23 protein-coding genes are annotated in these 25,055 nt (G+C 60.2%); 7 read left to right on the forward strand and 16 right to left on the reverse strand.

What is annotated here, in order from left to right; translation table 11 throughout:
- Positions 1-131 precede the first annotated feature (131 nt).
- The 8 genes from fliJ to CKO36_RS09910 all read right to left on the reverse strand — a co-directional run bounded on the left by fliJ (position 132) and on the right by CKO36_RS09910 (position 9,418).
- Positions 132-566: a flagellar export protein FliJ gene (fliJ, locus tag CKO36_RS09875; RefSeq protein ID WP_200283893.1), complete on the reverse strand. Its 435-nt coding sequence runs from the start codon at positions 564-566 to the stop codon at positions 132-134.
- Positions 563-1,972 (reverse strand): FliI/YscN family ATPase, encoded by a 1,410-nt coding sequence (locus tag CKO36_RS09880; protein WP_200283894.1) that lies wholly within the window; start codon positions 1,970-1,972, stop codon positions 563-565. The genes fliJ and CKO36_RS09880 overlap by 4 nt, the downstream gene beginning before the upstream one ends.
- The gene (locus CKO36_RS09885; protein ID WP_200283895.1) at positions 1,969-3,273 is read right to left on the reverse strand and encodes a FliH/SctL family protein; all 1,305 of its coding nucleotides are present in this window, start codon (positions 3,271-3,273) and stop codon (positions 1,969-1,971) included. Before CKO36_RS09885 ends, CKO36_RS09880 begins: the two co-directional genes overlap by 4 nt.
- Entirely contained in the window at positions 3,270-4,274 is a 1,005-nt protein-coding gene (gene fliG, locus CKO36_RS09890) for a flagellar motor switch protein FliG (RefSeq protein ID WP_207161438.1), read from the reverse strand. The genes CKO36_RS09885 and fliG overlap by 4 nt, the downstream gene beginning before the upstream one ends.
- Positions 4,267-5,898: a flagellar basal-body MS-ring/collar protein FliF gene (fliF, locus tag CKO36_RS09895; protein WP_200283897.1), complete on the reverse strand. Its 1,632-nt coding sequence runs from the start codon at positions 5,896-5,898 to the stop codon at positions 4,267-4,269. The genes fliG and fliF overlap by 8 nt, the downstream gene beginning before the upstream one ends.
- Before the next feature lie 33 nt (positions 5,899-5,931).
- Positions 5,932-6,279: a flagellar hook-basal body complex protein FliE gene (fliE, locus tag CKO36_RS09900; protein ID WP_200283898.1), complete on the reverse strand. Its 348-nt coding sequence runs from the start codon at positions 6,277-6,279 to the stop codon at positions 5,932-5,934.
- A 150-nt stretch (positions 6,280-6,429) separates the two neighbouring features.
- Positions 6,430-7,833 carry a sigma-54 interaction domain-containing protein gene (locus CKO36_RS09905; protein ID WP_200283899.1) on the reverse strand — a complete coding sequence of 468 codons (1,404 nt, stop codon included), beginning with the start codon at positions 7,831-7,833 and terminating at the stop codon, positions 6,430-6,432.
- A gap of 154 nt (positions 7,834-7,987) precedes the next feature.
- On the reverse strand, positions 7,988-9,418 hold the full coding sequence (locus tag CKO36_RS09910) for a sigma-54 interaction domain-containing protein (protein WP_200283900.1): 1,431 nt from the start codon (positions 9,416-9,418) through the stop codon (positions 7,988-7,990).
- 261 nt (positions 9,419-9,679) lie between these two features.
- Here CKO36_RS09910 and CKO36_RS09915 point away from each other — a divergent pair, with 261 nt between their 5' ends.
- Positions 9,680-10,006, forward strand: coding sequence for a late competence development ComFB family protein (locus tag CKO36_RS09915; RefSeq protein WP_200283901.1), 327 nt, complete (start codon positions 9,680-9,682; stop codon positions 10,004-10,006).
- Here the strand turns inward: CKO36_RS09915 and ruvB are convergent.
- The 6 genes from ruvB to coaD form a co-directional block, all read right to left on the reverse strand.
- Positions 9,978-11,039: a Holliday junction branch migration DNA helicase RuvB gene (gene ruvB, locus CKO36_RS09920; RefSeq protein ID WP_200283902.1), complete on the reverse strand. Its 1,062-nt coding sequence runs from the start codon at positions 11,037-11,039 to the stop codon at positions 9,978-9,980. The two genes, CKO36_RS09915 and ruvB, sit on opposite strands and share 29 nt — an antisense overlap.
- A 7-nt stretch (positions 11,040-11,046) precedes the next feature.
- Positions 11,047-11,670 (reverse strand): Holliday junction branch migration protein RuvA, encoded by a 624-nt coding sequence (ruvA, locus tag CKO36_RS09925; protein ID WP_200283903.1) that lies wholly within the window; start codon positions 11,668-11,670, stop codon positions 11,047-11,049.
- Positions 11,667-12,203: a crossover junction endodeoxyribonuclease RuvC gene (ruvC, locus tag CKO36_RS09930; protein ID WP_200283904.1), complete on the reverse strand. Its 537-nt coding sequence runs from the start codon at positions 12,201-12,203 to the stop codon at positions 11,667-11,669. Before ruvC ends, ruvA begins: the two co-directional genes overlap by 4 nt.
- Positions 12,204-12,209: 6 nt before the next feature.
- Entirely contained in the window at positions 12,210-12,959 is a 750-nt protein-coding gene (locus CKO36_RS09935) for a YebC/PmpR family DNA-binding transcriptional regulator (RefSeq protein ID WP_200283905.1), read from the reverse strand.
- Between the two features lie 79 nt (positions 12,960-13,038).
- Positions 13,039-13,293 (reverse strand): YfhL family 4Fe-4S dicluster ferredoxin, encoded by a 255-nt coding sequence (locus CKO36_RS09940; protein ID WP_200283906.1) that lies wholly within the window; start codon positions 13,291-13,293, stop codon positions 13,039-13,041.
- Between the two features lie 58 nt (positions 13,294-13,351).
- The gene (coaD, locus tag CKO36_RS09945) at positions 13,352-13,828 is read right to left on the reverse strand and encodes a pantetheine-phosphate adenylyltransferase (RefSeq protein ID WP_200283907.1); all 477 of its coding nucleotides are present in this window, start codon (positions 13,826-13,828) and stop codon (positions 13,352-13,354) included.
- 163 nt (positions 13,829-13,991) lie between these two features.
- Between coaD and CKO36_RS09950 the strand changes: the two genes are divergently transcribed.
- A complete protein-coding gene (locus CKO36_RS09950; protein ID WP_200283908.1) occupies positions 13,992-15,026 on the forward strand; it encodes an endonuclease in 1,035 nt (344 codons plus the stop codon).
- 202 nt (positions 15,027-15,228) lie between these two features.
- Entirely contained in the window at positions 15,229-16,305 is a 1,077-nt protein-coding gene (locus CKO36_RS20110; RefSeq protein WP_275957841.1) for a methyl-accepting chemotaxis protein, read from the forward strand.
- Positions 16,306-16,374: 69 nt separating this feature from the next.
- On the opposite strand, the gene CKO36_RS09960 is transcribed toward CKO36_RS20110, so the two are convergent.
- Both CKO36_RS09960 and gltB read right to left on the reverse strand, forming a co-directional pair.
- Positions 16,375-17,841 carry a glutamate synthase subunit beta gene (locus CKO36_RS09960; protein WP_200283910.1) on the reverse strand — a complete coding sequence of 489 codons (1,467 nt, stop codon included), beginning with the start codon at positions 17,839-17,841 and terminating at the stop codon, positions 16,375-16,377.
- On the reverse strand, positions 17,834-22,666 hold the full coding sequence (gene gltB / locus CKO36_RS09965; protein ID WP_200283911.1) for a glutamate synthase large subunit: 4,833 nt from the start codon (positions 22,664-22,666) through the stop codon (positions 17,834-17,836). The genes CKO36_RS09960 and gltB overlap by 8 nt, the downstream gene beginning before the upstream one ends.
- A gap of 369 nt (positions 22,667-23,035) precedes the next feature.
- Here gltB and rpsP point away from each other — a divergent pair, with 369 nt between their 5' ends.
- The 4 genes from rpsP to rplS all read left to right on the forward strand — a co-directional run bounded on the left by rpsP (position 23,036) and on the right by rplS (position 25,043).
- Complete coding sequence (gene rpsP, locus CKO36_RS09970; protein ID WP_200283912.1) at positions 23,036-23,302, forward strand: 30S ribosomal protein S16; 267 nt, start codon at positions 23,036-23,038, stop codon at positions 23,300-23,302.
- Between the two features lie 61 nt (positions 23,303-23,363).
- Positions 23,364-23,921, forward strand: coding sequence for a ribosome maturation factor RimM (rimM, locus tag CKO36_RS09975; protein ID WP_200283913.1), 558 nt, complete (start codon positions 23,364-23,366; stop codon positions 23,919-23,921).
- A 1-nt stretch (position 23,922) separates the two neighbouring features.
- Positions 23,923-24,702: a tRNA (guanosine(37)-N1)-methyltransferase TrmD gene (gene trmD, locus CKO36_RS09980; protein WP_200283914.1), complete on the forward strand. Its 780-nt coding sequence runs from the start codon at positions 23,923-23,925 to the stop codon at positions 24,700-24,702.
- Positions 24,699-25,043, forward strand: coding sequence for a 50S ribosomal protein L19 (rplS, locus tag CKO36_RS09985; RefSeq protein WP_200283915.1), 345 nt, complete (start codon positions 24,699-24,701; stop codon positions 25,041-25,043). The genes trmD and rplS overlap by 4 nt, the downstream gene beginning before the upstream one ends.
- Positions 25,044-25,055: the final 12 nt, after the last annotated feature.

Consider the following 25,055-nt stretch of genomic DNA (forward strand, 5'->3'; position numbering starts at 1 on the left):
GATCTAACGTCAACATGAAACGATCCTGTCACCAAAATGTCGGCAAGTGCGCGTCCAAACGATGCGTGGCACAATGGAGCGCAAACTATAGCATAAGAATTACGCACCTCTAAATTGACGCGGTTTAGCGGCTATTGGTCGGCTTGTACCCGATCAAAGGCCTGGCGCGTTGCCCAGGCATCCTGCTCGGATTGCATGCGACGATTTTCCGTCATTTCCTCAACCTGGCGCCGGCGCTCAATCAGCTTTTCCAGTGACAGACTATCGCGATGCTTTTCCATCCAAATATCACGCGCCTCCTCAACGCGAAATTCCGCCTCCGCGATGCGCAGCTCCTGCTGTTCAATCACTGTACGCAACTGACTGCGCATTTCTGCGACCTGCCGCATACCACGTGCACTGTTCGGCACCCCAACCTCAAGGTAGGAATTCAGCAGGTCCTCAAGCTGCCCGTGCTGCCCTTCGATGCGGTGCAGTTCATCAAGGCGCGCTGCCAGCCCGATGGCGGCTTGATTTTCAATCATTTCGCGCACCTTAAGCAGGCGCTGAAAACGTTTGACGCTCATAAATTAAAACTATCAGCCGGCGCACTCTTCTTCGGCACGCTGAACAGCGCACTCAACTGTTCGCGTGCCTGCTCGAAAGTGACGGCCTCAACCCGATTTTGGCGCACATAATCCTCCAGACGCGTGCGCATCACGACCGCCTCGTCCAGCACAGCATCGGCGCCCTTGCGATAGGCTCCCACCGCGATCAAATCGCGGTTCATCTCATAAGTGGCATTCAGATTGCGAAAGTGATGCGCAACACGCCGATGCTCATCATCAATCAGGGCATCCATCACACGCGACACCGAAGCCCCGACATCAATCGCTGGATAACGCCCACTTTCGGCGATGGCGCGCGACAGCACCACATGGCCATCGAGAATGGCGCGAGCCGCATCGACAATGGGATCGTTCTGGTCATCGCCCTCGGCCAGCACCGTATAAAAAGCCGTGATTGAGCCACCGCCCTTGTCGCCGTTGCCAGCACGCTCCACCAACTGTGGCAAACGCGCAAACACTGAGGCGGAATACCCCTTGGTCGCCGGCGGCTCGCCGATGGCCATAGCAATCTCGCGCGCGCCCTGGGCAAAGCGGGTCAGGGAATCAACCAGCAGCAGCACATTTAAGCCCTGATCGCGAAAATACTCGGCAACAGCCGTGGCCACCCAGGCGCCATGCTGACGCAGCAGCGGCGGCTGATCCGCCGGCACCGCAACCACCACGGTGCGCTTGCGAGATTCGACATCCAGGATGTCGTGAATAAATTCGTTCACCTCACGCCCGCGCTCACCGATCAGCCCGACCACAATCACGTCAGCCTCGGTATGACGGGTCATCATGCCCAGCAGTACACTTTTACCCACGCCACTGCCGGCAAAAAGCCCGAGACGCTGGCCACGCCCCACCGACAGCAAACCATTCAGCGCCCGGATGCCGACATCAAGCGGCGTGCGCACCGGATCGCGGGTCAGCGGATTGATTGGACGCCCCTCAATGGGGATATGCTCCGAGGCGCGCAGGCGACCACCATCATCAAGCGGCTTGCCATTGGCATCAATCACGCGCCCCAGCAATTCCGGCCCAACACCGATGCGCCTAGCCTGCTCCAGCGGTTCGATGCGCGCGCCCGGCGCCAAACCTTCCAGCCGCCCCTCCGGCATCAGAAAGGTCTTCTCGCCATGAAAACCAACCACCTCAGCCGGCAGGCGCTGGCCGGTGGCGGTATGAATAGCTGCCCGCCCGCCGACCGGCAGGCGCACCCCCTCAGCCTCAAGGGTCATACCCACCATGCGCGACAGCCGCCCTTCCGGTAACGGATCCGAGACTCGCGCAACGCGCTGCTGAGATTCGTTCAGCCTGGCACGCAGCCCATGCACCAGTTCGCCGCCACGCTGTTGCCGCAGCTGTTTGATGACTTCGGTCATGACGGCGCCTCCCCGGTTGCAATCGCCCGATCCGTATCCGGCGCCTTGTCCGCAGACTCAAGCGAGTCTGCTGTATCTTCGACCTCAGCGACTAAGTCCTCGGTATCCTCCGCTTCTTCTTCGATATCCGCGACTTCCAGATCGGCTTCATCAAGATCCGCTTCATCAAGATCCGCTTCATCAAGATCCGCTTCATCAAGGTCGGCGGCTTCAAGATCAGCCTCATCAAAATCAGCAGCCTTGAGGTCCTCTGGCTCCTCAGTATCAGCGGCGCCAAGCGTTGCCTCATCAGCATCAACATCAGCGACGTTAAACGCCGTCTCGCCAGGATCCGCTGCCTCGAAGTCTGCATCCTCACGATCAGTGGCTTCGAGATCGGCCGCCTCAAAATCATTGGCGGCGTTAACATCCGAAACGTCAGCATCCGAGACATCGGGATCCGACACCGGCGACTCAGATTCGGGTTCGGGTTCGGGTTCGAGCTCAGGCTCAGGCTCAGGCTCGGGTTGGGTTTGAGGCTCACTGTTGGTATCCAAGGATGCCGGCTCGGCCTGAACATCAGCCGCCGGATTCATCTCCTCCGGCCAGTCATCCGCCGGCTCATCCTCAAGCGGGCGACTCAGCTCCCCCCAGATCGCATCCACAGCCTGAGCCAGGCGCGTCTCGACGCGGGCATCAATACGACTTGGGCCGCTTTCAACCAGGCAACCACCACGGGTTAAATCAACATCGGCAAACCAGCGAATATTCTCGGCATGATCCTCGGCATAAGCCTCGACCACCGCAAGATCCTCGGGATTGACCCGCACCCGCACTTGCGTATGTCGTGAGGGCAAGCGCTGCAGTGCCTGATGCAGCACTTCGCGCACCAGCTCAATGCGACTGTCGAGTTCCGCCATTATGACGCGCCGCGCCAGCGTGGTGACCAGAAGCAGGAGCTCAGGTTCCAGATCGTCCGCCGCTGAAGACAAGGGATCGGATAACTGGTGCGCTACACTCTCAAGCGCCGCTACCGAGGCCTTGAGTTCCTGATCCGCCCGGGCCTGGGTTTCCTGCTCAGCTTCGCGCCGGCCACGCTCACTGCCTTCCTGAAAGCCTTGCTCGAACCCGGCCGCATAGCCCATCTCACGGGCAGTCTCCTCAATCGCAGCAATTTCAGCCGCTGTCGGCAGATGCAGCTCTTCTTCCGGCTCTTGCGACGGCAGCTCACCGAAGAACGGCGGCTTCCAGGTTTCCACCTCGCAATCCGCAGCCTGTTCGGCAAAGACGACATCATCGACTGAAGCGGCCTGGGCCGTCACAACATGGCCTCACCGCCTGCGCCACCCAGTACAATCTCACCCTCATCGGCCATACGGCGTGCGGTGGCGAGAATTTCTTTCTGTGCGGCTTCAACCTCGCTCAGTCGCACCGGACCCTTGGCTTCCAGATCTTCGCGCAGCATCTCTCCGGCGCGCTTGGACATGTTTTTGAAAATCTTATCCTTCAGATCCTCATCTGCTCCCTTAAGCGCCACCACCAGCACCTCACTGGAGACCTCGCGCATCAGCATTTGCAATCCGCGGTCATCAATATCGATGAGGTTGCCAAACACAAACATCAGCTCCTGGATGCGTTCAGCCAGGTCTTCGTCCACCTGGGACACCCCCTCCATGACGACCGCTTCCTTGGAACCGTCCATGTAGTTGAGGATGTTGGCCGCCGCCTGCTCGCCGCCGATCAACGACGACTGCGCGGAACTCTTGCCCGCCAACTGATGTTCAAGCACGTTATCCAGCTCTTGCAGCGCCATCGGCTGCACACCATCCAGGGTAGCAATGCGCAAAATAATGTCCGATTGCATGCGATCAGGCAGGAACAACAAGGTCTCAGCCGCCTGATCGGGGTCGAGATGGGACATACAAATCGCCACAATCTGCGGATGCTCGTTGCGAATCATGTCAGCGATCGAGCGCGCATCCAGCCACTTGAGCGCCTCGATTCCCTTCGAGTTGCGCCCCAGCAAAATGCGGTCAATCACGCCACTAGCCTTGTCGCCCAAGGCATTGGTCAGCACCGAACGCACATAGTCATCGGATCCGATACCCAAAGAGGTCTGATCCTGAACGACCACGGAAAACTGTTCCAGCACTTGGTTAATCTGACTGCGCGAAACGCTTTCCAGCGACGCCATGGCGCCGCCGATTCTCTGCACTTCCTTTGGCCCCAGATGCTCCATCACCGCCGTTGCCGGCCCCTCACCGAGACTCATCAGGAAGACAGCTGCTTTCTCAGCACCGGTCATTTTGCTTGAACTAGCCATCGCCACCACTTCCTAACCAGGTTTTCATCACTTGTGCCACGCGTTTGGGATCCTCTTTGATCATTTCTCGCACGGCATCCAGATCAAGCGCCTGCTGATCAGGTCCACCAGGCCCAGCCAATGCGGCCAGCGCCGAGCCTTGCTCACTCAGGGCCAACTGCTCTTCATCGTCATCTTCACCCTCTTTTTCCATCAGCACAGGCCCTTCAAGCAGCTGCTTGACCCCAGGGCGCACCACCATCAGCAACACCAGAATCGCAAGCAACAGCCCGGCAATGATCTTAACCAGATCGATAAACCAAGGCTGCGTCCAGAAGGGATCCGGCTCAATAGGCGCCTCATCGGTAAAGGCGGCTGATACGACATTTATAGTGTCACCGCGCGCCTCGTTAAAGCCCACCGCCTCACGCACCAAGGCGCGAATGTTGTCAAGCTCATTCGCCGGACGCGGCACCCGGGTCACCTCGCCTTCTTCATCCTCCTCTTCGATGTAGTCCACCACCACAGCCGTGGACAGGCGCTTGATGGCTCCCGGCATCTCGCGGACATGAGCGATAGAGCGGTCAACCTCGTAATTGCGCACACTGTCAAGACTGCGACTTTTGGGCGTTTCAGTTTCAGCATTGGCGTTATTGGGATCGCCAAGCTGGCCGCCCTGCGGCGGCTGATTGACCAGGGCACCCGGCACCCCCATGGGTCCAAGATCACTGCCAATGCGCTCCTGCTCGGTGATCTGCTCGGAACGCAACGCGGTGCCGTCGGGATCGTAGGCTTCCTCTGTGCGCTCCACGCGCGAAAAATCAAGATCGGCCGCCACCTGGACCCGCATCCTGTCCGCACCCAGAATGGGTTGCAGCAGGGAGCGCACCCGTCGCACATAGGTGTCTTCCAGCTTTTGCGTATACTCAAGTTGATCGGCACTGGCATTGAGCCCCGATTCCTCATCGTTCCTGGTCAGCAGGCGCCCGGTCTGATCTACCACCGTCACGGCATCGGGTTCCAGCGCCGGAACACTGGATGACACCAAATGCACAATAGCAGCCACCTGGGCATCGCTGAGTTGCTGACCGGTGCGCAAATGAACGACCACCGAAGCTGTTGGCGGGCGCCGTTCGCGCACAAACACCGAACGCTCTGGTTGAGCCAAATGCACGCGCGCCAGCTCAACCGGATCAAGCGCCGCGACCGAACGCCCCAGTTCACCTTCGAGCGCGCGCTGGTGACGCGCCGCTTCCATCAGGCGGCTGGCGCCGAATCCGGCATCCTCCTGCAACAGCTCAAACCCGAGGTCAGCCGCTTTCGGCAATCCCTGGCCGGCTAGCAACAAGCGGGTTTCGGCAATGCGCCGCTGGGGAATTTCAATTTGCCCCATCTGGCCCATGCGGTTGCTAACCTGATAGGGCACGCCCATCTGGCCCAGCGCCTCCATGACCTGCGCGGCCTCAGCATTGTCCATCGGGCCGAACAGCGGCGCATAGGTGGGACGCAGCAACCAAAACAGCAAACCGGCAACCGCAACCAAACCTCCGGCAATCAAGCCCAATAACGCCAGCTGCCGTCCCGCCGGCAACGAAGTAAAGGTTCTGAAAGCGGTTGAGAACTGTTCAGTGATTGCCGCAGCCATGGGTTTATGTCTCTGTCACATCAGTCATCAGGATCAGACCGACATGCGCATCACTTCCTGATAGGCCGTCAGCAGACGATTGCGAATTTGACTGGCCGCTTCAAAGGCCAGCCCCGCCTTGCCTCCAGCCACCATTACCTGCGGCAGGCTGACATCCGGATCCCCCAGCTCAAAGCGCGTTTGCAGTTCTCCCGAGGCCTTGCCAAGGGCATTGACCGCGCGAATTGAATCCTTCAGCGTTGCCGCAAAGTTTAGTTCGTTGGGGGGGGCGGTCCCATCAACCAAGGGCATGCCGCTGGCCGCTTCACCTCCCCCGGCACGCCCCGACTGCGCCAGGGTGCGCATCTGCTGCACAACGCTTTGAATATTCGTATCGCTCATGATCCACCTCTCAGACTAACGGATGCCGGCTAAAGCGCTGGCGATGGCCTCCGGAGCATCAGGCGATGACCGCCACCGACTGCCGCCCAGACGCTCCGGAAGACTGTCAAAAAACCATGCAAAATTAACGCCACTCTCCGCGTGTACCATTTAGGCAGACGGAATGGGTACGCCTGCATCGCGCAAGCGCGCCAGCTTGTATCTGAGCGTTCGCGGACTGATGCCCAGCCGACTCGCGGTTTGCTGGCGATCTCCGCCAACCGCCGCCAGGGTGTCAAGAATGACGCGAATCTCCTGTTGCTGGAGCTGGGAACCAAGGTGGGATGACGAATTCCTGACGGCTCGCGCCGCTGCATCCGAATCCAGATCTGAATCCCGCTCAGGCTCCCGACCAGCATCAGGCAAGGGCTCGGAATCGTTGCGCCCTGCGGCACGCAGCCAGTCGGCCTCGAACATCAGATCGGCGGCATCAATGGGCGTATGCTGACAGAGCACGCAACTGCGTTCGATCAGATTGCGCAACTCGCGCACATTACCCGACCAGTGATGAGCGCACAAGCGCTCAGCGGCACTGACCGTCAAACCTCGAATCCGCCCATGCGAGAGTTCGCGCGCGAAGGCCTCAGCCAAGGGTAGCAAATCCTCCGGGCGCTCGCGCAACGGCGGCAGATGCAATGGGAAGACATTGAGCCGATAGAACAGATCCTCGCGCAACTGCCCATCGGCCAGCGCCGCTTGCGGGGCTCGGTTGGAAGTCGCCAGCACGCGCACATCCACCGATTTAGGCCGCCGCGCACCCAAAGGTTCGACCTCGCGCTCCTGCAACACGCGTAACAACTTCGCCTGCAAATCAAGCGGCATCTCGGTGATTTCATCAAGCAGCAGTGTGCCACCATCGGCCATGCGGAATTTGCCCGGGCGCGCTTCACTCGCGCCGGTAAAGGCGCCGCGCTCATGGCCAAAGAGCGTCGCTTCCAGCATATTGTCCGGCACCGCCGCGCAGTTGATCGCCTCGAAGGGGCATTCACGACGCGGCGAGCGCCGATGCAGCTCACGCGCCAGCACCTCCTTGCCCACGCCGGATTCCCCCGTCAAAAACACGGCGGCCGACGAATCAGCGATGCGCTCAATCAGCCCAAGCAAGCGCTGCATGGCCGGACTCTCAGCCACCAGCAGCGGCTCCTTGTTCGCCGTCGCTCTGGATTTGGATTTGACCAGTGTGCGCAGCCATTGCTCCAAGGCCAGCGCCTGATCAGGCAGGGCAAAGTGTTGCTCCGCACCGGCCCGCAGCGCGTTCAATAGGGCTTCCTGGCTACTATCCAGCGCCAGGCTTGCGCAGCGCTCCGGCACCATGGCCGCCGCGCCATCGGCGGCAAAACCGCGCACTGCATCGGTGAGCAGCCAGGCTCCCGGGCGCAAACGCGCGCTTTCAGCAGCAATACGCTCAACCGTACAGGTTTCGAGATGGGTTTTGGGAATCGCCGCCAACACCGCCACCAGCTGCTGTCGCACAGCCGGTGAGGGATCAACCAAAAGTAGAGTGGTTCTATTCATCGGATTCCCTTACAGGTTTGCTTACCGGGCACGGTAGCAAATTCAGGGCCATTCCTAAGGATATGGGCAGAAAGATATGGACGGGATCAGTTTCGGAAAAGGCCGCTGACTCCCGATGCCGGCTCTGTCAGATCCGTCTACTGCGTCACCCCCGTCACTGTCGGCGCTCCGAGGCCTTGATCATCTCCTCGCGCTCGAGGCCAAATTTGCGCATGCGCTCGATCAGGGTGGTGCGACGCATGCCCAGGCGCCGCGCAGCACGCGCCACCACAAATCCATGCTCATCCAAGGCCGCCAGGATGATGCCGCGCTCAAGATCGTTGAGATAGTCGCGCAGTCCCACCCCTTCTGGCAACGTCATCGCAGCATGGCCCGCGCCCGTCGATTGCACAGCCGGCTCGCTTGCCGGAAAGAGCGGCGCGGCGACATGCTCCGGGCGCACACGGGTCGGCAGCTGCGGAAGATCCACCAGCTCCGCCGGATACATGATCGACAGCTGCTCCAGCAGGTTGCTAAGCTCGCGAACATTGCCAGGCCAATCCAGGGTACTCAGATGCGCGATCACCGCCGGAGTCAGCAACGCCGGCTCGGCGCCCTGTTCGCACAGACGCTCGTTCAGGGTATCGATCAGCAGCGCAATATCGCTGCGGCGCTCCCGCAGCGGCGGCAGATCAATGGGAAACACATTGAGCCGAAAAAACAAATCCTCACGAAAATGCCCCTCTGCAACCGCCTGATCGAGATCATGATGGGTCGCGGAGATCACCCGCGCATTGGCCGGCAGCGTCTTATTGGAGCCCACCCGTTCGAAACTGCGCTCTTGCAGCACACGCAGCAGTTTGACCTGCATGGGCACGGGCATGTCGCCGATCTCATCGAGAAAAATCACCCCATCCCCCGCCAGTTCGAAACGCCCGGCGCGCGCGGTGAAAGCGCCGGTGAAGGCGCCCTTCTCATGCCCAAAGAGCTCGCTTTCAAGCAAATCAGGGGGAATGGCGCCGCAGTTGACCGCCACAAACGGCTTGCTGGCTCGCGCTGAAGCACGATGAATAGCGCGCGCCACCACCTCCTTGCCAGAGCCAGTCTCACCGAGAATCAGCACTGTGGCATCCGTGCGCGCCACCTGAGCAATCAGGCGTCGCACCTGCTGCATGCCAGCATGCTGCCCGATTAAATCATCGCCGTACGCACCCGCCGTGCCGCGCTGACGCGCGATCCATTGCAAAACCGCCATCACTTGACCAGGAACCAGAGGATTGCTCACCACGGCAACGCGCTTATCGGCGAAGTTGGCATCATCCAGCGGCTGGCAGATCAGCGGAACGGACTCGGGTTTGGCCTCGGCTTCACTTCGGCTGCCGGCCAGCGCATCCAGCTCCCCGCGCAGCGCTGCGGCCGCATCGCACAGCCACAGCGCCACTGCCTGCTGCTCGGCGACAAATTCCAGCCTGGGCGGATACTGTGGCAGTATCAGAGGATCCATACCCAGAAAAGCCAGCACCCAGGCTGTGCGACGCACCTGCTCGTTGTCACCACAGAGCGCAATACGCAGCCTGGAACTCATCGCATCCAGTGCATCAGGCATGCGGCGCGCACCACCAAACAGGCTGCCTCCCGATAGGATGGCGCCAGCGTCCCGAATCGAGCAAAATGCGATACCTGTTCACGAGCGTTCAGTTGTTTGACTTGTTGTTATGCGGCGCCCATCTAAAGCGATTAATGCCTGAACGTCTGCCAGCAAAACGCTGTAGCTGCTGCGGTATGACCTGGCATGCTTGCAACAACATCGAATCACGTGCGCTCCATTCGCGGTAAGAATCATCCATTAACTGGTAGAGGTAGTATAATGCACATCAGTAAAGCTGACGAAACCCATCGACTTAGCGAAGAGACTGCGATGCACTCCAGCATCATTAACTGCTACGAACTCCTGGTGCGTGACGAAATGTTTCGGGTGTGTGGAAAAGCCTTCGCGACACCCCCCGATCAGGATCTGCTAGCCGACATCACCTGCCTGGCACTCAACCAGTTGCCAGCACGTTATGTGCGCCACAGTGTCGATCTATCCGCCAATCTCACCAGCGATGAAAGCCAATCCATGAAACATCAGGTCGAACAAGCCGTTTCCAAGGCCATTAGCATTGTCAAACGTCGTCAGGACGGAGAGCGCTAACCGCCAACAGATCATCCTCCGGCACGGATGACGGCGGCCTGAGTCCGAGGTGCTGATAAGCGCTCAGGGTCGCCACCCGCCCGCGTGGCGTGCGCATCAGATACCCCTGCTGGATCAAATAGGGTTCGAGCACATCCTCAATGGTGCCGCGCTCCTCGCCAATGGCGGCCGCCAGACTCTCGACCCCCACCGGACCACCGGCAAATTTCTCAATCACGGCTTGCAGCAGTCGCCGGTCCATCTGATCAAAGCCCTGCTGATCGACTTGCAGCATGCGCAGCGCCTGATCGGCCACCGCACGATTGATACGCCCATCGGCCTTCATCTGCGTGTAGTCACGCACCCGCCGCAGCAGACGATTGGCAATGCGCGGCGTGCCACGCGAGCGCCGCGCGATCTCGCGCAGCCCCTCCGCATCGCCGTCCACCGCCAGAATTTCCGCCGAACGGCGCAGAATAATCGCCAGATCCGCCGGTGAATAGTAATCCAGTCGCTGCACGATGCCGAAGCGATCCCGCAACGGTGATGTCAGCAGCCCAGCCCGCGTGGTGGCGCCGACCAAAGTAAAGGCCGGCAGATCCAGCTTGATGGAACGCGCCGCCGGGCCATCACCAATCATAATATCGAGCTGAAAGTCCTCCATCGCCGGGTAGAGCACTTCCTCCACCACCGGGCTCAGACGATGGATTTCATCCACGAACAGCAAGTCACCCGCATCAAGATTGGTCAGCAGTGCCGCCAGATCCCCCGGTTTTTCGAGCACTGGCCCCGAGGTCTGGCGCAGCGTCACCCCCATCTCATGGGCAAGAATATGCGCCAGCGTGGTCTTGCCCAGTCCGGGCGGACCAAAAATCAGCGTATGATCCAGCGCCTCGTCGCGCGCCCGGGCGGCACCGATGAAAATCTCCATCTGCTCGCGCACTGTCGCCTGACCGATGTAGTCAGCCAACCGGCGCGGACGCATGGCGCGATCCAGCGTCTGCTCATCGGCGCCCGCCTCGGGGGCAATCAGGCGTTCTTCGGTTGCTGACATTGCGTTTTCAGCCTTTGTTCAGCGACTTCAGCGCGACACGAATGATGTCTTCGGTGCTCTGCGCCTGCTCAGCTGCGGCGCGGGCCATGCGACTGGCATCTGCCGGGCGATATCCCAGGGCTTCAAGCGCATGCACCGCCTCAGCAACAGGATTGTTGGCCTCCAGGGTTGCAGGCCGGCCGGTGGCAGCGGAAGGGGAAGCTGCGATGCCACTGGCAGCGGGCGGCGACGCACTCAAACGATCCTTCATCTCGATCACCAGGCGCTGTGCGGTTTTCTTCCCCACCCCCGGCACCCGATACAAAGCGGTAAGATCCTCATACTGGACACACTGGGCAAACTGCTGTGCATCCATCGCCGAGAGAATCGCCAGCGCCATTTTTGCCCCCACGCCGCTGACTTTCAGCAAATGCCGAAACAGCGCCCGTTCGCCTTCGGTATTAAAGGCATAGAGCACATGGGCATCTTCACGCACCATTAGATGGGTCAGCAGGGTGACGGATGCGCCCAGCTCCGGCAGGTCGTAGAACACCGACATGGGCGCTTCAAGCTCATAGCCCAAGCCCTGCACATCGACCAGCAACTGCGGTGGCTGCTTGGCCAGCAATTGCCCGCGAATGCGACCGATCATGGACGAAAATCCCGCCAGGAGGCCGCTGCGCGCTTGCGCGCCGGGATTCCCATCGAGTGGGCATGGCAGAGGGCTATGGCCAGCGCATCAGCCTCGTCCTCACCCGGTGGCGTCGCAAGCGACAGCAGCACGCGCACCATGTGCTGCACCTGCACCTTATCCGCGCCGCCCGTACCGACCACCGCGAGCTTGACGGATTTGGCGCTGTATTCATGCACATCCAGGCCGCCCTTGAGGCCGGCACAGAGAATGGCGCCGCGCGCCTGCCCGAGTTTGAGCGCTGCCGTTGGGTCACGGGCAAAGATGAGCTGTTCCACCGCCATTTCGTGCGGCTGATAGTCCGCCACCAAAGCGGCCACGCGATCAAAAATCAGCTCCAGACGCTGTGGCCAACTGAACTGACCAACACGAATGCAGCCACTGGCGATACAGCGGCTTTGGCGTCCATCACTGTCAATAACGCCGAAGCCCGTGTTGCGCGAGCCCGGGTCAACCCCCAAAACGCGGTGTCTGAGCGCCGGTGGCGCGGTCATAACCGCCTAGGCATCCAACTGCGCCATGATGTCATCGCTGATATCGGCGTTGTGATAGACATCCTGCACATCATCAAGATCATCGAGCGTATCAATGAGCTTGAGCAATTTTTCTGCCGTGTCGCGGTCGAGCTCAACATTGGTCGCCGCATTGAAACTGACCTCCGAGACACTAGTGTCAAACCCGGCGGCGGCTAGAGCCTCACAGACGGCCACAAAGCTCTCCGGCTGGGTGATCACATCCAGGGAGTCGTCTTCATTGACCACCACATCCTCGGCACCGGCCTCCACACCGGCCTCAATGACGGCGTCCTCATCAGTGCCGGGCTGAAAGCTGATCACGCCCTGCTTGGTGAACAGATAGGCCACCGAGCCATCGGTGCCCAGATTTCCGCCATGCTTACTAAAGGCGTGGCGCACTTCCGAGGCGGTGCGATTACGGTTGTCGGTCATGCAATCGACCATGATCGCCACGCCACCCGGACCATAGCCTTCGTAGCGGATGTCTTCGTAATTGTCAGCCTCATCGGCACCAGCACCGCGCTTGATGGCGCGATCAACGGTATCCTTGGGCATATTGGCGCCCAGCGCCTTGTCGATCGCCAGACGCAGGCGCGGATTGGCTGAGGCATCGCCTCCACCCTCGCGCGCTGCGATGGTGACTTCCCGAATCAGTTTGGTCCAGATTTTGCCGCGCTTTTTGTCTTGCGCCGCCTTGCGATGCTTAATATTCGCCCACTTACTATGGCCTGCCATGCGCTGCCCTGTGTCAGGGGCGCGATCCGTTGGAATGACGAATCGCGCCGGGTCTGGATGGAATGGAGAACGCGAGCGATCAACCGTTATCGCTGGTGATGCGCTCATACTTGGCGCGCAGCTGCTCCTGGGTCTCGGTGTGATCCGGATCGACGATGATGCAATCGACCGGACAGACTTCGACACATTGAGGGGTTTCGTGGTGGCCCACGCACTCAGTACATAAATCGCTATCGATCACATAGATCTCGTCACCCTGAGAGATGGCGCCATTGGGGCACTCTGGCTCACATACGTCGCAGTTGATGCATTCGTCGGTGATGATTAAAGCCATGAAAAACTCCTTTCACTAAAACAGTTGTTGGTGGATGTAAGGTCGGTTCCCGCGCAGTTTAGCGAAATCGCTCCTGCAATGCAGCATAGACGCTCGGCGCCACGAACCCCGACACATCGCCGCCGAGCCGGGCGATCTCCTTGACCAGCGACGAGGAGATATAAGCGTACTGCTCCGCCGGCGTCAGGAACAGGGTTTCGATATCCGGCGCCATGCGACGATTCATGCCCGCAAGCTGGAACTCATACTCGAAGTCCGACACCGCGCGCAGTCCGCGCATGATGACCGGAATCCCCAGCTCACGGGCAAACTCCACCAGCAGCCCGGAAAAGGAGGTGATCTCAACATTGGCATAATCCGCCGTAACGCCATGGAGCATCTCCAGGCGCGTCGCCACCGGAAAGGTGGGCGCCTTGGCGGAGTCCTCTGCCACCGCCACGACCACATGGTCGAACAAACGCGCCGCGCGCGCGATCAGATCAATGTGACCATTGGTCACCGGATCAAAGGTGCCGGGGTAAACGATGCTGCGCATGCCAGTCAGTGGCCAGGAACCTGGTGGATGAAATTAAAGCTCCCCAGCATACCAGAGGGGATGGCCGCTGGCAGCTGCACCTTGCCAAAGGCCGATCCCAGGCACTGATTGCCCCCAGCAATCCTGCTATTCTTGCGCGTTTTAATGACCAGAGGGTGATCTGATGGCGCGCGCTCCCCGCCGGACCAAGGGCCGTTCTTCTCGCAAGCCGCCGCAATCGTTGCATCGCCAGTCGGCGCAGCGGTGGCATCAGTTGTGGCGCTCGCGGCGGCTGCGTTATGCCGCTCTTGCGCTAGTAGCGCTGCTGGCGCTGTCCTATCTGCCTCCGCCCCTGGTGAAGCCCTTGCCGGAACCGGCGCAGCAGGCGCTGTCCGTGACAGTCGAGATACGCGAGTCGCTGTTCGAGGCCACGCAGCACATTGGCGCCGAAATGCTGAGCAGCGGAGATCCGGCCCAGGCGCTGGATGATCTGTTGGATCCGAATGCCTGGCTCGACCGTTTGCTGTCCTGGTTTGGCTGGCGCCAGGGTGTACCCGAAAGCTTCCCGGCGGCGCGTAAAGTGTTGTATGAGCAAGTCTATCGCGGTCAGCGCACAACCTTCTATTGTGGCTGTCGTTATGACCGCTCCCAGCAGGTCGATTTGCGCAGTTGTGGGCTGGACGAACTCAGCAACAACAACCGCGCGCAGCGGGTGGAGGCCGAGCATGTGTTTCCAGCCTCGCAGTTCGGCCAGTCGCGCCCCTGCTGGCAAAAGCCGAATAATTTTTCTGCCTGCCGCATCTCCGGCGGGGACACGCTCTCCGGGCGTGATTGCTGTGAGCGGGTGGATCCGGTGTTTCGCACCGCACATAACGATTTGCACAATCTTTTTCCATCCGTAGGATATGTCAACGGCCAGCGTTCGAATTATCGCTGGGGCACAGTGTCGGGCGGAGAGACCTATGGCGACTGCGACATCCGCATTGATGGCAACCAGCGTCTTGTCCAGCCACCGATGGCGGTGCGCGGCGACATTGCCCGTACCATGCTCTACATGCGCCAGACCTATGATCTGTATCTGAATGACCGGGAACTGCAACTGTATCGGGCCTGGAACAACCAGGATCCGCCCGACGCCTGGGAGATCAAGCGCAACCGGCGCATCCGCTCGATTGAGGGCATCAGCAACCCCTTTATCGATAACTATCAGTCACTGTGATCAGTAAGGATGTAAGAGAAAATGCGCTCGGCTGGGCAGCTCGATGAACCGTAAAGTTTTTAACGGGAATCGACTAAGCTAGCATTTGCACTTGCGAAGACAAGGGGCGAAAGCAAGAGGGGGCGCAGATCCCCGAGAGTATCCATCACGAAGCGCTTCCGGAGGAAGGATGTTAGTCGCCAAATCCAGGCATCAAAAGCAGATGCAACAACTGATTGATGACAAATCAACCATAGTCGCACAAAACGAAGCCCTACAGGCCGAAGTCGAACAGTTGCGCGCCGAGGTGGCGCAACTGCGTGCCACGCAATATCGGGAGAATCAGCTCAACGCCCTGATGGCTTACGAAAACGAGCATGTTCGGGGCGGGCTAACCGATATCCAGGGCAACCTGGCCGGATCGGTCGATTTGGCCAAGTGTACGCTGGCCGATATCGACACGGTCACGGCTGAATTTACTTCAGTAGCCACGGAAATCAAGGAAATCGCCGCTTTTTTGCACTCTTTGGCCAAGGCTTCCCAACAATCGAATCTGGTGGTCAGTCAGCTGTCCACACATGCCGGCCGGATCAGCGAAGTCCTGGGGCTGATTCGCGCGATCTCGGAACAAACCAATCTGCTGGCATTGAATGCGGCGATTGAAGCGGCGCGGGCTGGTCAGGCGGGACGCGGTTTCGCGGTGGTGGCCAGCGAGGTGCGCAACCTGGCCGACAAAACCCAAACCACCATCGCAGATACGCGCGGGGTGATTGAACAAATGCTGGAGCAGGTGGCAAATGTCGAGCAAACCTCAGTCAAACTGGTCGACGGGGTTCGTCATGTTGACGAAAAGGTGAGCGGATTTGAACAGCATCTGAGCAAATTGCATAGCGGCGTGGGTAGCGCCGTTAGCGATATGAATGGCATGACTGATCGCGTCTTTATGAGCCTGGCCAAGCTCGATCATGTCATCTGGAAGGTCAATACCTATTTGTCGATCAACAAACGCGAGCCATGTTTTCCCTTCGTTGATCACCACAACTGCCGACTGGGTAAATGGTACGAGCAGGGCGATGGGCAGGCGGTTTTCTCGACCGCCTCGCATTATCAGGATTTAGTCACCCCTCATGCCAAGGTGCATAATGGCACCCGACGCATTTTTGAATTGCTGAGCGAGGATCCACTGCCATACGAGGCGATCCTTGACGCGCTCGATGAGATGGAGTGCAACAGCGATCAGGTGTTTGCGGTGCTGGATCGAATCCGCACCGAAGTCGAGGCACAGGCGAACCCAGCTTAAAACCGCAGACGACCTGGGCTGTATGCCACAACCCAGGTCGCCCGCACAGCAATCAGCGTAGCAGCCGCATCAGCGCGGCAGATCGCTGCGCCCCATCAGCCATTCATCCACGGTGCAGGCACATTGCCGTCCTTCGCGGATGGCCCAGACCACCAGCGACTGGCCGCGACGCATGTCACCGGCGGCGAAGACGCCCTCGACATTGGTCGCATAGGCCGCCTGCCCCTCAGTGCTGGCTTGGACATTGCCACGCGCATCCAGTGACAGGCCAGAAGTGTCCTGAAGTTCCTCAATCATGCCCTCATGCACCGGATGCACAAAGCCCATGGCCAGCAGCACCAGATCGGCCTGGATCTCGGTCTCGGAGCCGGGCACCTCGCTCATCTGCCAGCGGCCATCGGCATCCTTTTCCCAGCGCACCAGCACGTATTGGAGCGCCTTAATGCGCGCTTCGCCATCGCCGACGAAGGCCTTGGTCAGCACATTCCACACGCGCTCGCAGCCTTCCTCCTGCGAGGTGGAGGTGCGCAGCTTGTTGGGCCAGTTGGGCCAGGTCAGGCCCTTGTCTTCCTTGACCGGCGGCTTGTCGAGGATCTCGATCTGGGTGACGGACTTGGCGCCATGGCGGTTGGAGGTGCCAATGCAATCGGAGCCGGTGTCGCCGCCGCCGATGACCACCACATGCTTGCCCTCGGCGCTGATGAAATCCTCATCCGGCACATAGACGCCTTGCACCCGTTTGGAGTTGGCACGCAGGAAATCCATGGCAAAGTGGATACCATCAAAGCTGCGCCCAGGCACGTCAAGATCGCGCGGCTTCTCGGAGCCGCCGCACAGCACCAGGGCATCATACTCGTCACGCAGATCGGCGATGCTGATATCCACGCCAATATGGCAGTTGGTGTGAAATTCGACGCCCTCAGTGCGCATCTGGCTCATGCGCCGGTCAATCAGTGTCTTGCTGAGCTTAAAGTCGGGGATGCCGTAGCGCAGCAGACCACCAATGCGGTCTTCTTTTTCGTAGATAGCGACCGAATGCCCAGCCCGCGCCAACTGCTGAGCGCAGGCCAGTCCCGAAGGGCCGGAGCCGACAACGGCAATTTTTTTGCCCGTGCGATGCGCTGGCACCTGAGGCTTGACCCAGCCCTGCTCCCAGGCATGGTCAATGATGGCACGTTCAATGGCTTTGATGGCGACCGGGTTGTCGTCGATATTGAGCGTGCAGGACGCTTCGCAGGGCGCCGGGCAGATGCGCCCGGTGAATTCGGGAAAATTGTTGGTCGAGTGCAGAATCTCGATGGCGGTTTCCCAGTCCTGGCGATAGATGAGATCGTTCCAGTCCGGAATAATGTTGTTGACCGGGCAGCCCTGATGGCAGTAAGGGATGCCGCAGTCCATGCAGCGCGCGCCCTGAATGCTGAGTTCGCTGTCGCTGAGCGGCAGGGTGAACTCTGAATAATGGACGATGCGGTCAGCCGCCGGTTGGAGGCCCAGCTCGGCGCGCGCAAATTCCATGAAACCCGTTGGCTTACCCATGTTTAACCACCCCGCTGTGCATGGCATCACCCTGAACCGTGCCGGGCTGAATGGCGCCGGCAGGCATCACAGTGGCTTGCATCGAGTTGGGCCGCGGTTGCGGCGGATTGGGCGGGCGACTCTGACTTAACTGCATCTGCTTGAGAGCCTGGCGGTAATCGACCGGCATCACCTTGACGAACTTGCCCAACATCCGATCCCAGTCATCGAGAATGCGGCTGGCCACGGCCGAGTTGGTGTGATGCTTGTGTTTGAGAATAAGCTGTTTCAGACGCCGCGCATCATGGCGGATCATGTCATCACCAGGATCGGCCAGCCCCAAGGATTCCCCATCGTCCCCGCTGCTGCCGCTGTCCTCAGGCGGAATGGTTTCAAGCTCCACCATGGCCAGGTTGCAACGCTCGGCAAAGGTGCCATCCTCATCCAAGACATACGCAATACCACCTGACATACCCGCAGCGAAGTTGCGCCCGGTGGAGCCCAGGCAGACCATAATGCCGCCGGTCATATATTCGCAGGCATGATCACCGACCCCCTCGATCACGGCCGTGGCACCGGAGTTGCGCACGCAGAAGCGTTCACCGCCGACACCACGGAAGAAACACTCGCCGCTGATGGCGCCATAGAGTACCGTGTTGCCAACGATGATGTTGTCCTCAGCCCGGTCGATGCTGGAATTGGCTGGCGGATAGATGATCAGGCGCCCACCCGAGAGTCCCTTGCCAACATAGTCATTGGCCTCGCCCTCCAGCTCGATGGTCACCCCATGCGCCAGCCAGGCACCAAAGGACTGACCGCCGATCCCGCGTGCCCGAATGAAGATGCTGTCCTCGGGCAGCCCCTGGTAACCATAGTGCTCGGCGACGCGACCGGACAGCATGGTGCCAAAGGTACGATTGAAATTTTTAATCTCGGTAGTAATGCGCACCGGCTCGCCACGCTTCAGCGCCGGCTCGGCCTGGCGGATGAGTTCGTGATCCAGCGCCTTATCGAGCCCGTGGTCCTGAGACTCGCAGTTAAACAGCTTGGCCTCAGAACCCACCTGCGGCTTGGCAAGAATGCGCGAGAAATCCAGTCCATTGGCCTTCCAATGATCAATGGCGCGGCGCATTTTAAGCCGGTCCATCTGACCGATCATGTCATCAAAACGCCGGTAGCCGAGTTGGGCCATCAGCTGGCGGACTTCCTCAGCGACGAAGAAGAAGTAGTTGATCACATGCTCGGGCTGACCGGTGAAGCGCCGGCGCAGTTCCGGATCCTGGGTGGCAACCCCCACCGGACAGGTGTTGAGATGGCACTTGCGCATCATGATGCAGCCGGTGGCAATCAGCGGCGCAGTGGCAAAGCCAAATTCATCAGCCCCGAGCATCGCACCAACCACCACATCGCGCCCGGTACGCAGACCGCCATCGACCTGCACCGCGATGCGTCCGCGCAGACGGTTCAATACCAAGGTTTGATGGGTTTCAGCCAGGCCGATCTCCCAGGGCGAACCGGCATGCTTGATCGACGTCAGCGGGCTGGCGCCGGTGCCGCCGTCATAGCCAGCAATGGTGACATGATCGGCATGAGCCTTGGACACCCCGGCCGCAACCGTGCCGACGCCGACCTCGGAGACCAGCTTGACGCTGATGCGCGCCTTGGGATTGGCGTTCTTCAGGTCATGGATCAGCTGCGCCAGATCCTCAATGGAGTAGATGTCGTGATGCGGCGGCGGTGAGATCAGGCCCACGCCGGGGGTGGAATGACGCACCCGCGCGATCTGGGCATTGACCTTGTGGCCGGGTAACTGACCGCCCTCCCCTGGCTTGGCGCCCTGAGCGACCTTGATCTGAATATCATCGGCATTAACCAGATACTCGACCGTGACACCGAAGCGCCCGGAAGCTACCTGCTTGATCGCCGAACGTTCCGGATTCATGCCACCGTCTGGCAGCGGAGCAAAGCGCTCCGGCTCCTCGCCGCCCTCGCCGGTGTTGGACTTGCCGCCAATGGCATTCATCGCCTTGGCCAGTGTTGAGTGCGCCTCATAGCTGATGGAGCCGAAGCTCATGGCACCGGTGGCAAAGCGCTTGACAATCTCCTTGGCCGGCTCGACCTCGTCAATGGATATCGGCTGCTCGGCCCATTCGAAGTCCATCAGGCCACGGAAGGTCAGCAGGCGCTCGTTCTGCTCGTTGATCTGGCGGGCAAAGTCTGCGTAAGCCTTCGCATCCTTGCCCCGCACCGCGTGCTGCAACTGGGTGATGCTTTGCGGAGTCCAGACGTGGTCCTCGCCACGCAGCCGGTAGGCATAGTCGCCGCCAGCATCGAGTTGGCGGTGCAGCACCTGGTCATTGCCATAAGCCAGCTCATGCCAGCGCACCGCCTCACGGGCGATCTCGGGCAGGCCGACGCCTTCCACCATGCTGGCGGTGCCGGTGAAATACTGCTCGATAAAGGCGCGATTCAGCCCTACGGCGTCGAAAATCTGCGCCCCACAATAGCTCTGGAAGGTCGAGATGCCCATCTTGGACATGACCTTTTTCAGCCCCTTGCCGATGGCCTTGATGTAGCGGCTCTGGGCATCGATAAAGTGCGTCGGTGTGTTATCGCGCGCTGGAAGCCCGGATGACAACAGGGGCAGCAGCGCCTCAATGGTGTCGAACGCCAGATAAGGATTGATAGCCTCGGCTCCGTAGCCAGCCAGGGTGGCGAAGTGATGCACCTCCAGCGCGGCACCGGTCTCGACCACCAGCCCGGAACTGGTGCGCAAGCCCCGACGGATCAGATGATGATGCACCGCCGAGGTCGCGAGCAGCGCCGGAATGGGGATGAAATCGCGGTTGGAGGCGCGATCAGACAAAATCAGGATGTTGTGCCCCGCCAGCACCGCCTGTTCGGCCTCGTTGCACAGGCGTTCCAGTGCCGGACCCATGCCCTCGACACCTTCGGCGGCGGGGTAGACGCTGTCAATATTCTTGGTGCGGAAGGCGCCGCCCGAGTTGTCCTCAATGTGGCGGATGCGTTCAAGATCCTCGTTGGTTAGCACCGGCTGATCAACTTCCAGGCGCCAATGCCAGTCCTGATCCTCTGCCTCTTCACCAGCGGCACCCGCTTCATGAATAGCAAGCAGGTTGGGCCGCGGGCCGATCAGGGACACCAACGACATGACCAGCTCCTCGCGGATCGGGTCGATGGCCGGGTTGGTCACCTGGGCAAAATTCTGCTTGAAATAAGTGGACAGATGCTTGGAACGAGCCGAGAGTACCGAGGGCGGATTATCCGCGCCCATGGAGCCGGTGGCCTCCATGCCGGTCAGAATCATCGGCATCAGCAGGAATTTAATGTCCTCTTGGCTGTATCCAAAGGACTGCTGAGCATCGAGCAGCACCTCGGCGGTCGGCGCCATGGGAGCGACATCGGTTGGCAGGGAGTCAAGCGGAATCTGGGTGCGATCCAGCCAGTCGCGATAGGGCCGCGCCTGGGACAGCTCGCGCTTGATCTCGGCATCATCAATGATGCGTCCCTGTTCGAGATCGATCAGGAACATCTTGCCCGGCTGCAAGCGCCATTTTTTGATGATGCGCTCTTCTTCGATATCGAGCACGCCCATCTCCGAGCCCATGATGACCATGTCGTCATTGGTCACCAGATAGCGCGCCGGGCGCAAGCCGTTGCGGTCGAGCGTGGCGCCGATCTGGCGCCCGTCAGTGAAGGCTACCGCCGCCGGACCATCCCAGGGTTCCATGAGCGCGGCGTGGTACTCGTAGAAGGCACGGCGCTCCTCGTCCATCTGCTTGTTGCCGGACCAGGCCTCAGGGATCAGGATCATCATCGCATGCGCGAGTGAATAGCCCCCCATCACCAGGAGTTCAAGCGCATTGTCGAAACAGGCCGAGTCGGACTGCCCCTCGGGAATCAAGGGCCAGATGGTGTCGAGGTCATCACCAAGAATGTCTGATTTCATGGTGTGGCGGCGCGCGGCCATCCAGTTGACATTGCCGCGCAGGGTATTGATCTCGCCGTTGTGGCAGATCATGCGGAACGGCTGCGCCAGATCCCAGGTCGGGAAGGTGTTGGTGGAGAAACGCTGATGCACCAGCGCCAGAGCTGAAGCAAAGCGTTTGTCCTGCAAATCCAGGTAATAATTACCAACCTGATCGGCCAGCAGCATGCCCTTGTAGTTGATGGTGCGCGAGGACATGGAGGCGACATAGTAGGCGGTTTTGTCGAAACCGGCGGCGCGGATGGCATTGTCCATGCGCTTGCGGATAACGAACAATTTGCGCTCGAACTCATCCTGATCCTTGCAGTTGGCCCCGCAGGCCACAAACACCTGGCGAATGATGGGCTCCGAAGGCAGTACGCTTTCGCCGAGATCGCTGTTATCGACCGGGACATCGCGCCAGCCAAGCAGGGTCTGACCGCCCTCGCTCAGATGCTGCTCGACCGTGGTCTGCATCTGCGCCCGCGCCTGTTCATCGCGCGGCAGGAACACCATACCCACGCCATAATGATTGGGCTTGGGCAAGTCGAAACCCAACTGCCCGGCTTCGGCCAGAGCGCGGAAAAAGGCATCTGGCATTTGCACCAGAATACCGGCGCCATCGCCCGCCTTGGGGTCTGCGCCAACCGCACCACGGTGAGTCAGGCGCCTGAGAATCTCCAGCCCCTGTTGTACGATCTTATGGCTTTGCTGGTTTTTGATATGGCAGACAAAGCCCACGCCACAGGCGTCGTGCTCATGAGCAGGGTCGTAAAGACCCTGTGCCGGCGGCAGGACCCCCGGCACCGGACTCGTATCCAGCGCCGCGATGGCCAGGGAATTCTTCAGGGGCGTCATCTAGCGACCTCTATGCAACCGTTGCTGTCTGAAACGGTGCCCGTTGCCAATGCCCGGCAGAGGACATCGGGCCGTCTTGCGGCCCAGACACCGTCGCGATATTTGAGGCAGGATGATAAGGCAGAAGCAGAGGCTATGCCAGTCGCATTGACAGCAGACAACCGTTCAAGACCGACCACCCCTGGGGGGCTACTGGGGCAATGGCTTCCCGGTGGCTGCAAAAAGGTTCCTTTACTGCACCCAATCAGGTAAACTGGATCGTTTGACGCAGCCAGGGTTGCAGACGCCCCGGCCTCAGCGACTCCCAATGTCATCCTGAATCGGAGAGGCATCTCCGGACATCAACTCGGACAGGTATAAGTTTTAGTCATGGTCAAGATTCGTTTGTCGCGTGCGGGTGCCAAGAAACGGCCATTTTATCAAATCGTCGTTGCCGACATCCGTAGTACGCGTGACGGCAAGTATGTTGAGCGCATTGGTTTTTTCAATCCCGGCGCCAAGGGCGGCGAAGAGCGCCTGCGCGTGGATCGGGCCCGTGCTGAGCATTGGATCGGCAAGGGTGCGCAACCAACCGAGCGTGTAGCACAGTTGCTGAAAACCGCCGCCAAGCAGGCCCAGGCCGCCGTCGGAGCCTGATTTTCCCGCATTTGCGACGCAGAATCAGTACGGCGACCCAGTCCAGAATGTAGGCCAACAGGTGCACAAGCCCGACCATCGTGTTGTCCTGGGGCGCATTGTAGGCGTCTTTGGTGTGCGTGGCTGGGTCAAGGTGCTCTCGGCTACCGAACCCCTGGAGAATATTCTCAAGTATTCGCCCTGGTGGTTGAGTCGTGCGCCCAACCCCAAAGCGCCCGGCGCCCAATCGGATCAATCCGGCATGGATCCGGCAGCACGCGAGTGGCCGGTGCTGCAGGGACAGCGGCATGGCAAGGGGCTGATCGCCCGCTTGCAAGCTTGTGATGACCGTGATCAGGCCCAGGCGTTGGTTGGTCATGAGATCAGTGTGTGGCGGTCGCAGTTGCCAGCTCCGGCAGCCGATGAATTTTACTGGACGGATCTCGAAGGTCTGGCGGTAGAGACGGTGTCGGGCCAGCCGCTCGGCGCAGTGCATCATCTGTTGGCCACCGGTGCCAACGATGTGCTGGTGGTACGCGGGGAGCGCGAGCGACTGATTCCCTTTGTCTGGGAGCAGGTGATCCGCGAACTTGATTTTGCACAAGGCCGGATCAGCGTCGATTGGGATCCGGACTTCTGACGTGCGTTTTGATGTTATTACGCTGTTTCCGCAGCAGTTTCGTATTTTATCTGACGAGGGCGTCGTTGCACGGGCACTGAATCGCGGCATCGCCGAACTGCATCTGTGGAATCCGCGCGATTACGCCTCGGATCCGCACCGCAGGGTGGATGACCGCCCCTATGGCGGCGGCCCCGGGATGGTAATGCTGTTTGAGCCGCTGGCGGCCGCCATTGCAGCTGCTCGTGCCGCCGCGCCTCAGGCTCAGGTGGCGTATCTGTCGCCACAGGGCCAACCTTTGGATCAGGCGGCCATCAACGCGCTGGCTCAGGCACCAGGCTGGATTCTGCTCGCCGGGCGTTATGAAGGCATTGACGAGCGTGTGCTCGAACAGTACGTCGATCAGGAATGGTCGATTGGTGATTATGTGCTCAGCGGTGGCGAGCTGCCGGCCATGGTGGTCATGGATGCCATCATCCGCCTGCTGCCCGGCGCTTTGGGGCATGCACGCTCGGCGTGCGAGGATTCGCACATGAGCGGCCTGCTTGACTGTCCGCACTTCAGTCGGCCGGAAGTCATCAACGGTCAACGGGTGCCGGAGGTCTTGCTCAGCGGCGATCACGGGGCCATTGCACGCTGGCGCCATCAGCAGGCGCTGGGACGTACTTGGCTGCGGCGCCCGGACTTGCTGGCGCGAACGACATTAGAGAACCCATTAGATAAACAGGAGCAGCAATTGCTGCGTGATTTTATTCAGGCTCGGCCGGGCGCCGCGCCGGATTCAGGAGAGATCGATCCATGAGTAACGTGATTCTTGAGCTTGAGCGCGAGCAAATGACCCGCGAAGTGCCACCGTTTGCACCGGGTGACACCGTAGTGGTCCAGGTGAAGGTCACCGAGGGCAACCGCGAACGCTTGCAGGCCTTTGAGGGTGTTTGCATCGCCAAGCGCAACCGTGGCCTGAACTCGGCCTTTACCCTGCGCAAGGTGTCGCACGGCGAAGGCGTCGAGCGGGTCTTCCAGACCTACAGCCCTGCCATCGCCAATATCGACGTCAAGCGTCGCGGTGATGTACGCCGCGCCAAGCTCTACTACCTGCGGGAGCGCTCCGGCAAATCGGCGCGTATCAAAGAGAAGGTCTGACCGCCACACCCG

The organism is Rhabdochromatium marinum, assembly GCF_016583795.1.
GTDB lineage: Bacteria > Pseudomonadota > Gammaproteobacteria > Chromatiales > Chromatiaceae > Rhabdochromatium > Rhabdochromatium marinum.

What these genes read in the sequence shown, in the direction of transcription:
- CKO36_RS09915 (WP_200283901.1), top strand. Translation starts at nt 9,680, where the DNA reads ATGCACATCAGTAAAGCTGACGAAACCCATCGACTTAGCGAAGAGACT.
- rpsP (WP_200283912.1), top strand. Translation starts at nt 23,036, where the DNA reads ATGGTCAAGATTCGTTTGTCGCGTGCGGGTGCCAAGAAACGGCCATTT.
- CKO36_RS09880 (WP_200283894.1), bottom strand. Translation starts at nt 1,972, where the DNA reads ATGACCGAAGTCATCAAACAGCTGCGGCAACAGCGTGGCGGCGAACTG.
- ruvC (WP_200283904.1), bottom strand. Translation starts at nt 12,203, where the DNA reads ATGACCGCGCCACCGGCGCTCAGACACCGCGTTTTGGGGGTTGACCCG.
- CKO36_RS09940 (WP_200283906.1), bottom strand. Translation starts at nt 13,293, where the DNA reads ATGGCTTTAATCATCACCGACGAATGCATCAACTGCGACGTATGTGAG.
- gltB (WP_200283911.1), bottom strand. Translation starts at nt 22,666, where the DNA reads ATGACGCCCCTGAAGAATTCCCTGGCCATCGCGGCGCTGGATACGAGT.
- ruvA (WP_200283903.1), bottom strand. Translation starts at nt 11,670, where the DNA reads ATGATCGGTCGCATTCGCGGGCAATTGCTGGCCAAGCAGCCACCGCAG.
- CKO36_RS09950 (WP_200283908.1), top strand. Translation starts at nt 13,992, where the DNA reads ATGGCGCGCGCTCCCCGCCGGACCAAGGGCCGTTCTTCTCGCAAGCCG.
- fliE (WP_200283898.1), bottom strand. Translation starts at nt 6,279, where the DNA reads ATGAGCGATACGAATATTCAAAGCGTTGTGCAGCAGATGCGCACCCTG.
- CKO36_RS09960 (WP_200283910.1), bottom strand. Translation starts at nt 17,841, where the DNA reads ATGGGTAAGCCAACGGGTTTCATGGAATTTGCGCGCGCCGAGCTGGGC.
- rplS (WP_200283915.1), top strand. Translation starts at nt 24,699, where the DNA reads ATGAGTAACGTGATTCTTGAGCTTGAGCGCGAGCAAATGACCCGCGAA.
- ruvB (WP_200283902.1), bottom strand. Translation starts at nt 11,039, where the DNA reads ATGTCAGCAACCGAAGAACGCCTGATTGCCCCCGAGGCGGGCGCCGAT.
- CKO36_RS09910 (WP_200283900.1), bottom strand. Translation starts at nt 9,418, where the DNA reads ATGCCTGATGCACTGGATGCGATGAGTTCCAGGCTGCGTATTGCGCTC.
- CKO36_RS09905 (WP_200283899.1), bottom strand. Translation starts at nt 7,833, where the DNA reads ATGAATAGAACCACTCTACTTTTGGTTGATCCCTCACCGGCTGTGCGA.
- fliG (WP_207161438.1), bottom strand. Translation starts at nt 4,274, where the DNA reads ATGGCTAGTTCAAGCAAAATGACCGGTGCTGAGAAAGCAGCTGTCTTC.
- fliJ (WP_200283893.1), bottom strand. Translation starts at nt 566, where the DNA reads ATGAGCGTCAAACGTTTTCAGCGCCTGCTTAAGGTGCGCGAAATGATT.
- CKO36_RS20110 (WP_275957841.1), top strand. Translation starts at nt 15,229, where the DNA reads ATGCAACAACTGATTGATGACAAATCAACCATAGTCGCACAAAACGAA.
- coaD (WP_200283907.1), bottom strand. Translation starts at nt 13,828, where the DNA reads ATGCGCAGCATCGTTTACCCCGGCACCTTTGATCCGGTGACCAATGGT.
- CKO36_RS09935 (WP_200283905.1), bottom strand. Translation starts at nt 12,959, where the DNA reads ATGGCAGGCCATAGTAAGTGGGCGAATATTAAGCATCGCAAGGCGGCG.
- fliF (WP_200283897.1), bottom strand. Translation starts at nt 5,898, where the DNA reads ATGGCTGCGGCAATCACTGAACAGTTCTCAACCGCTTTCAGAACCTTT.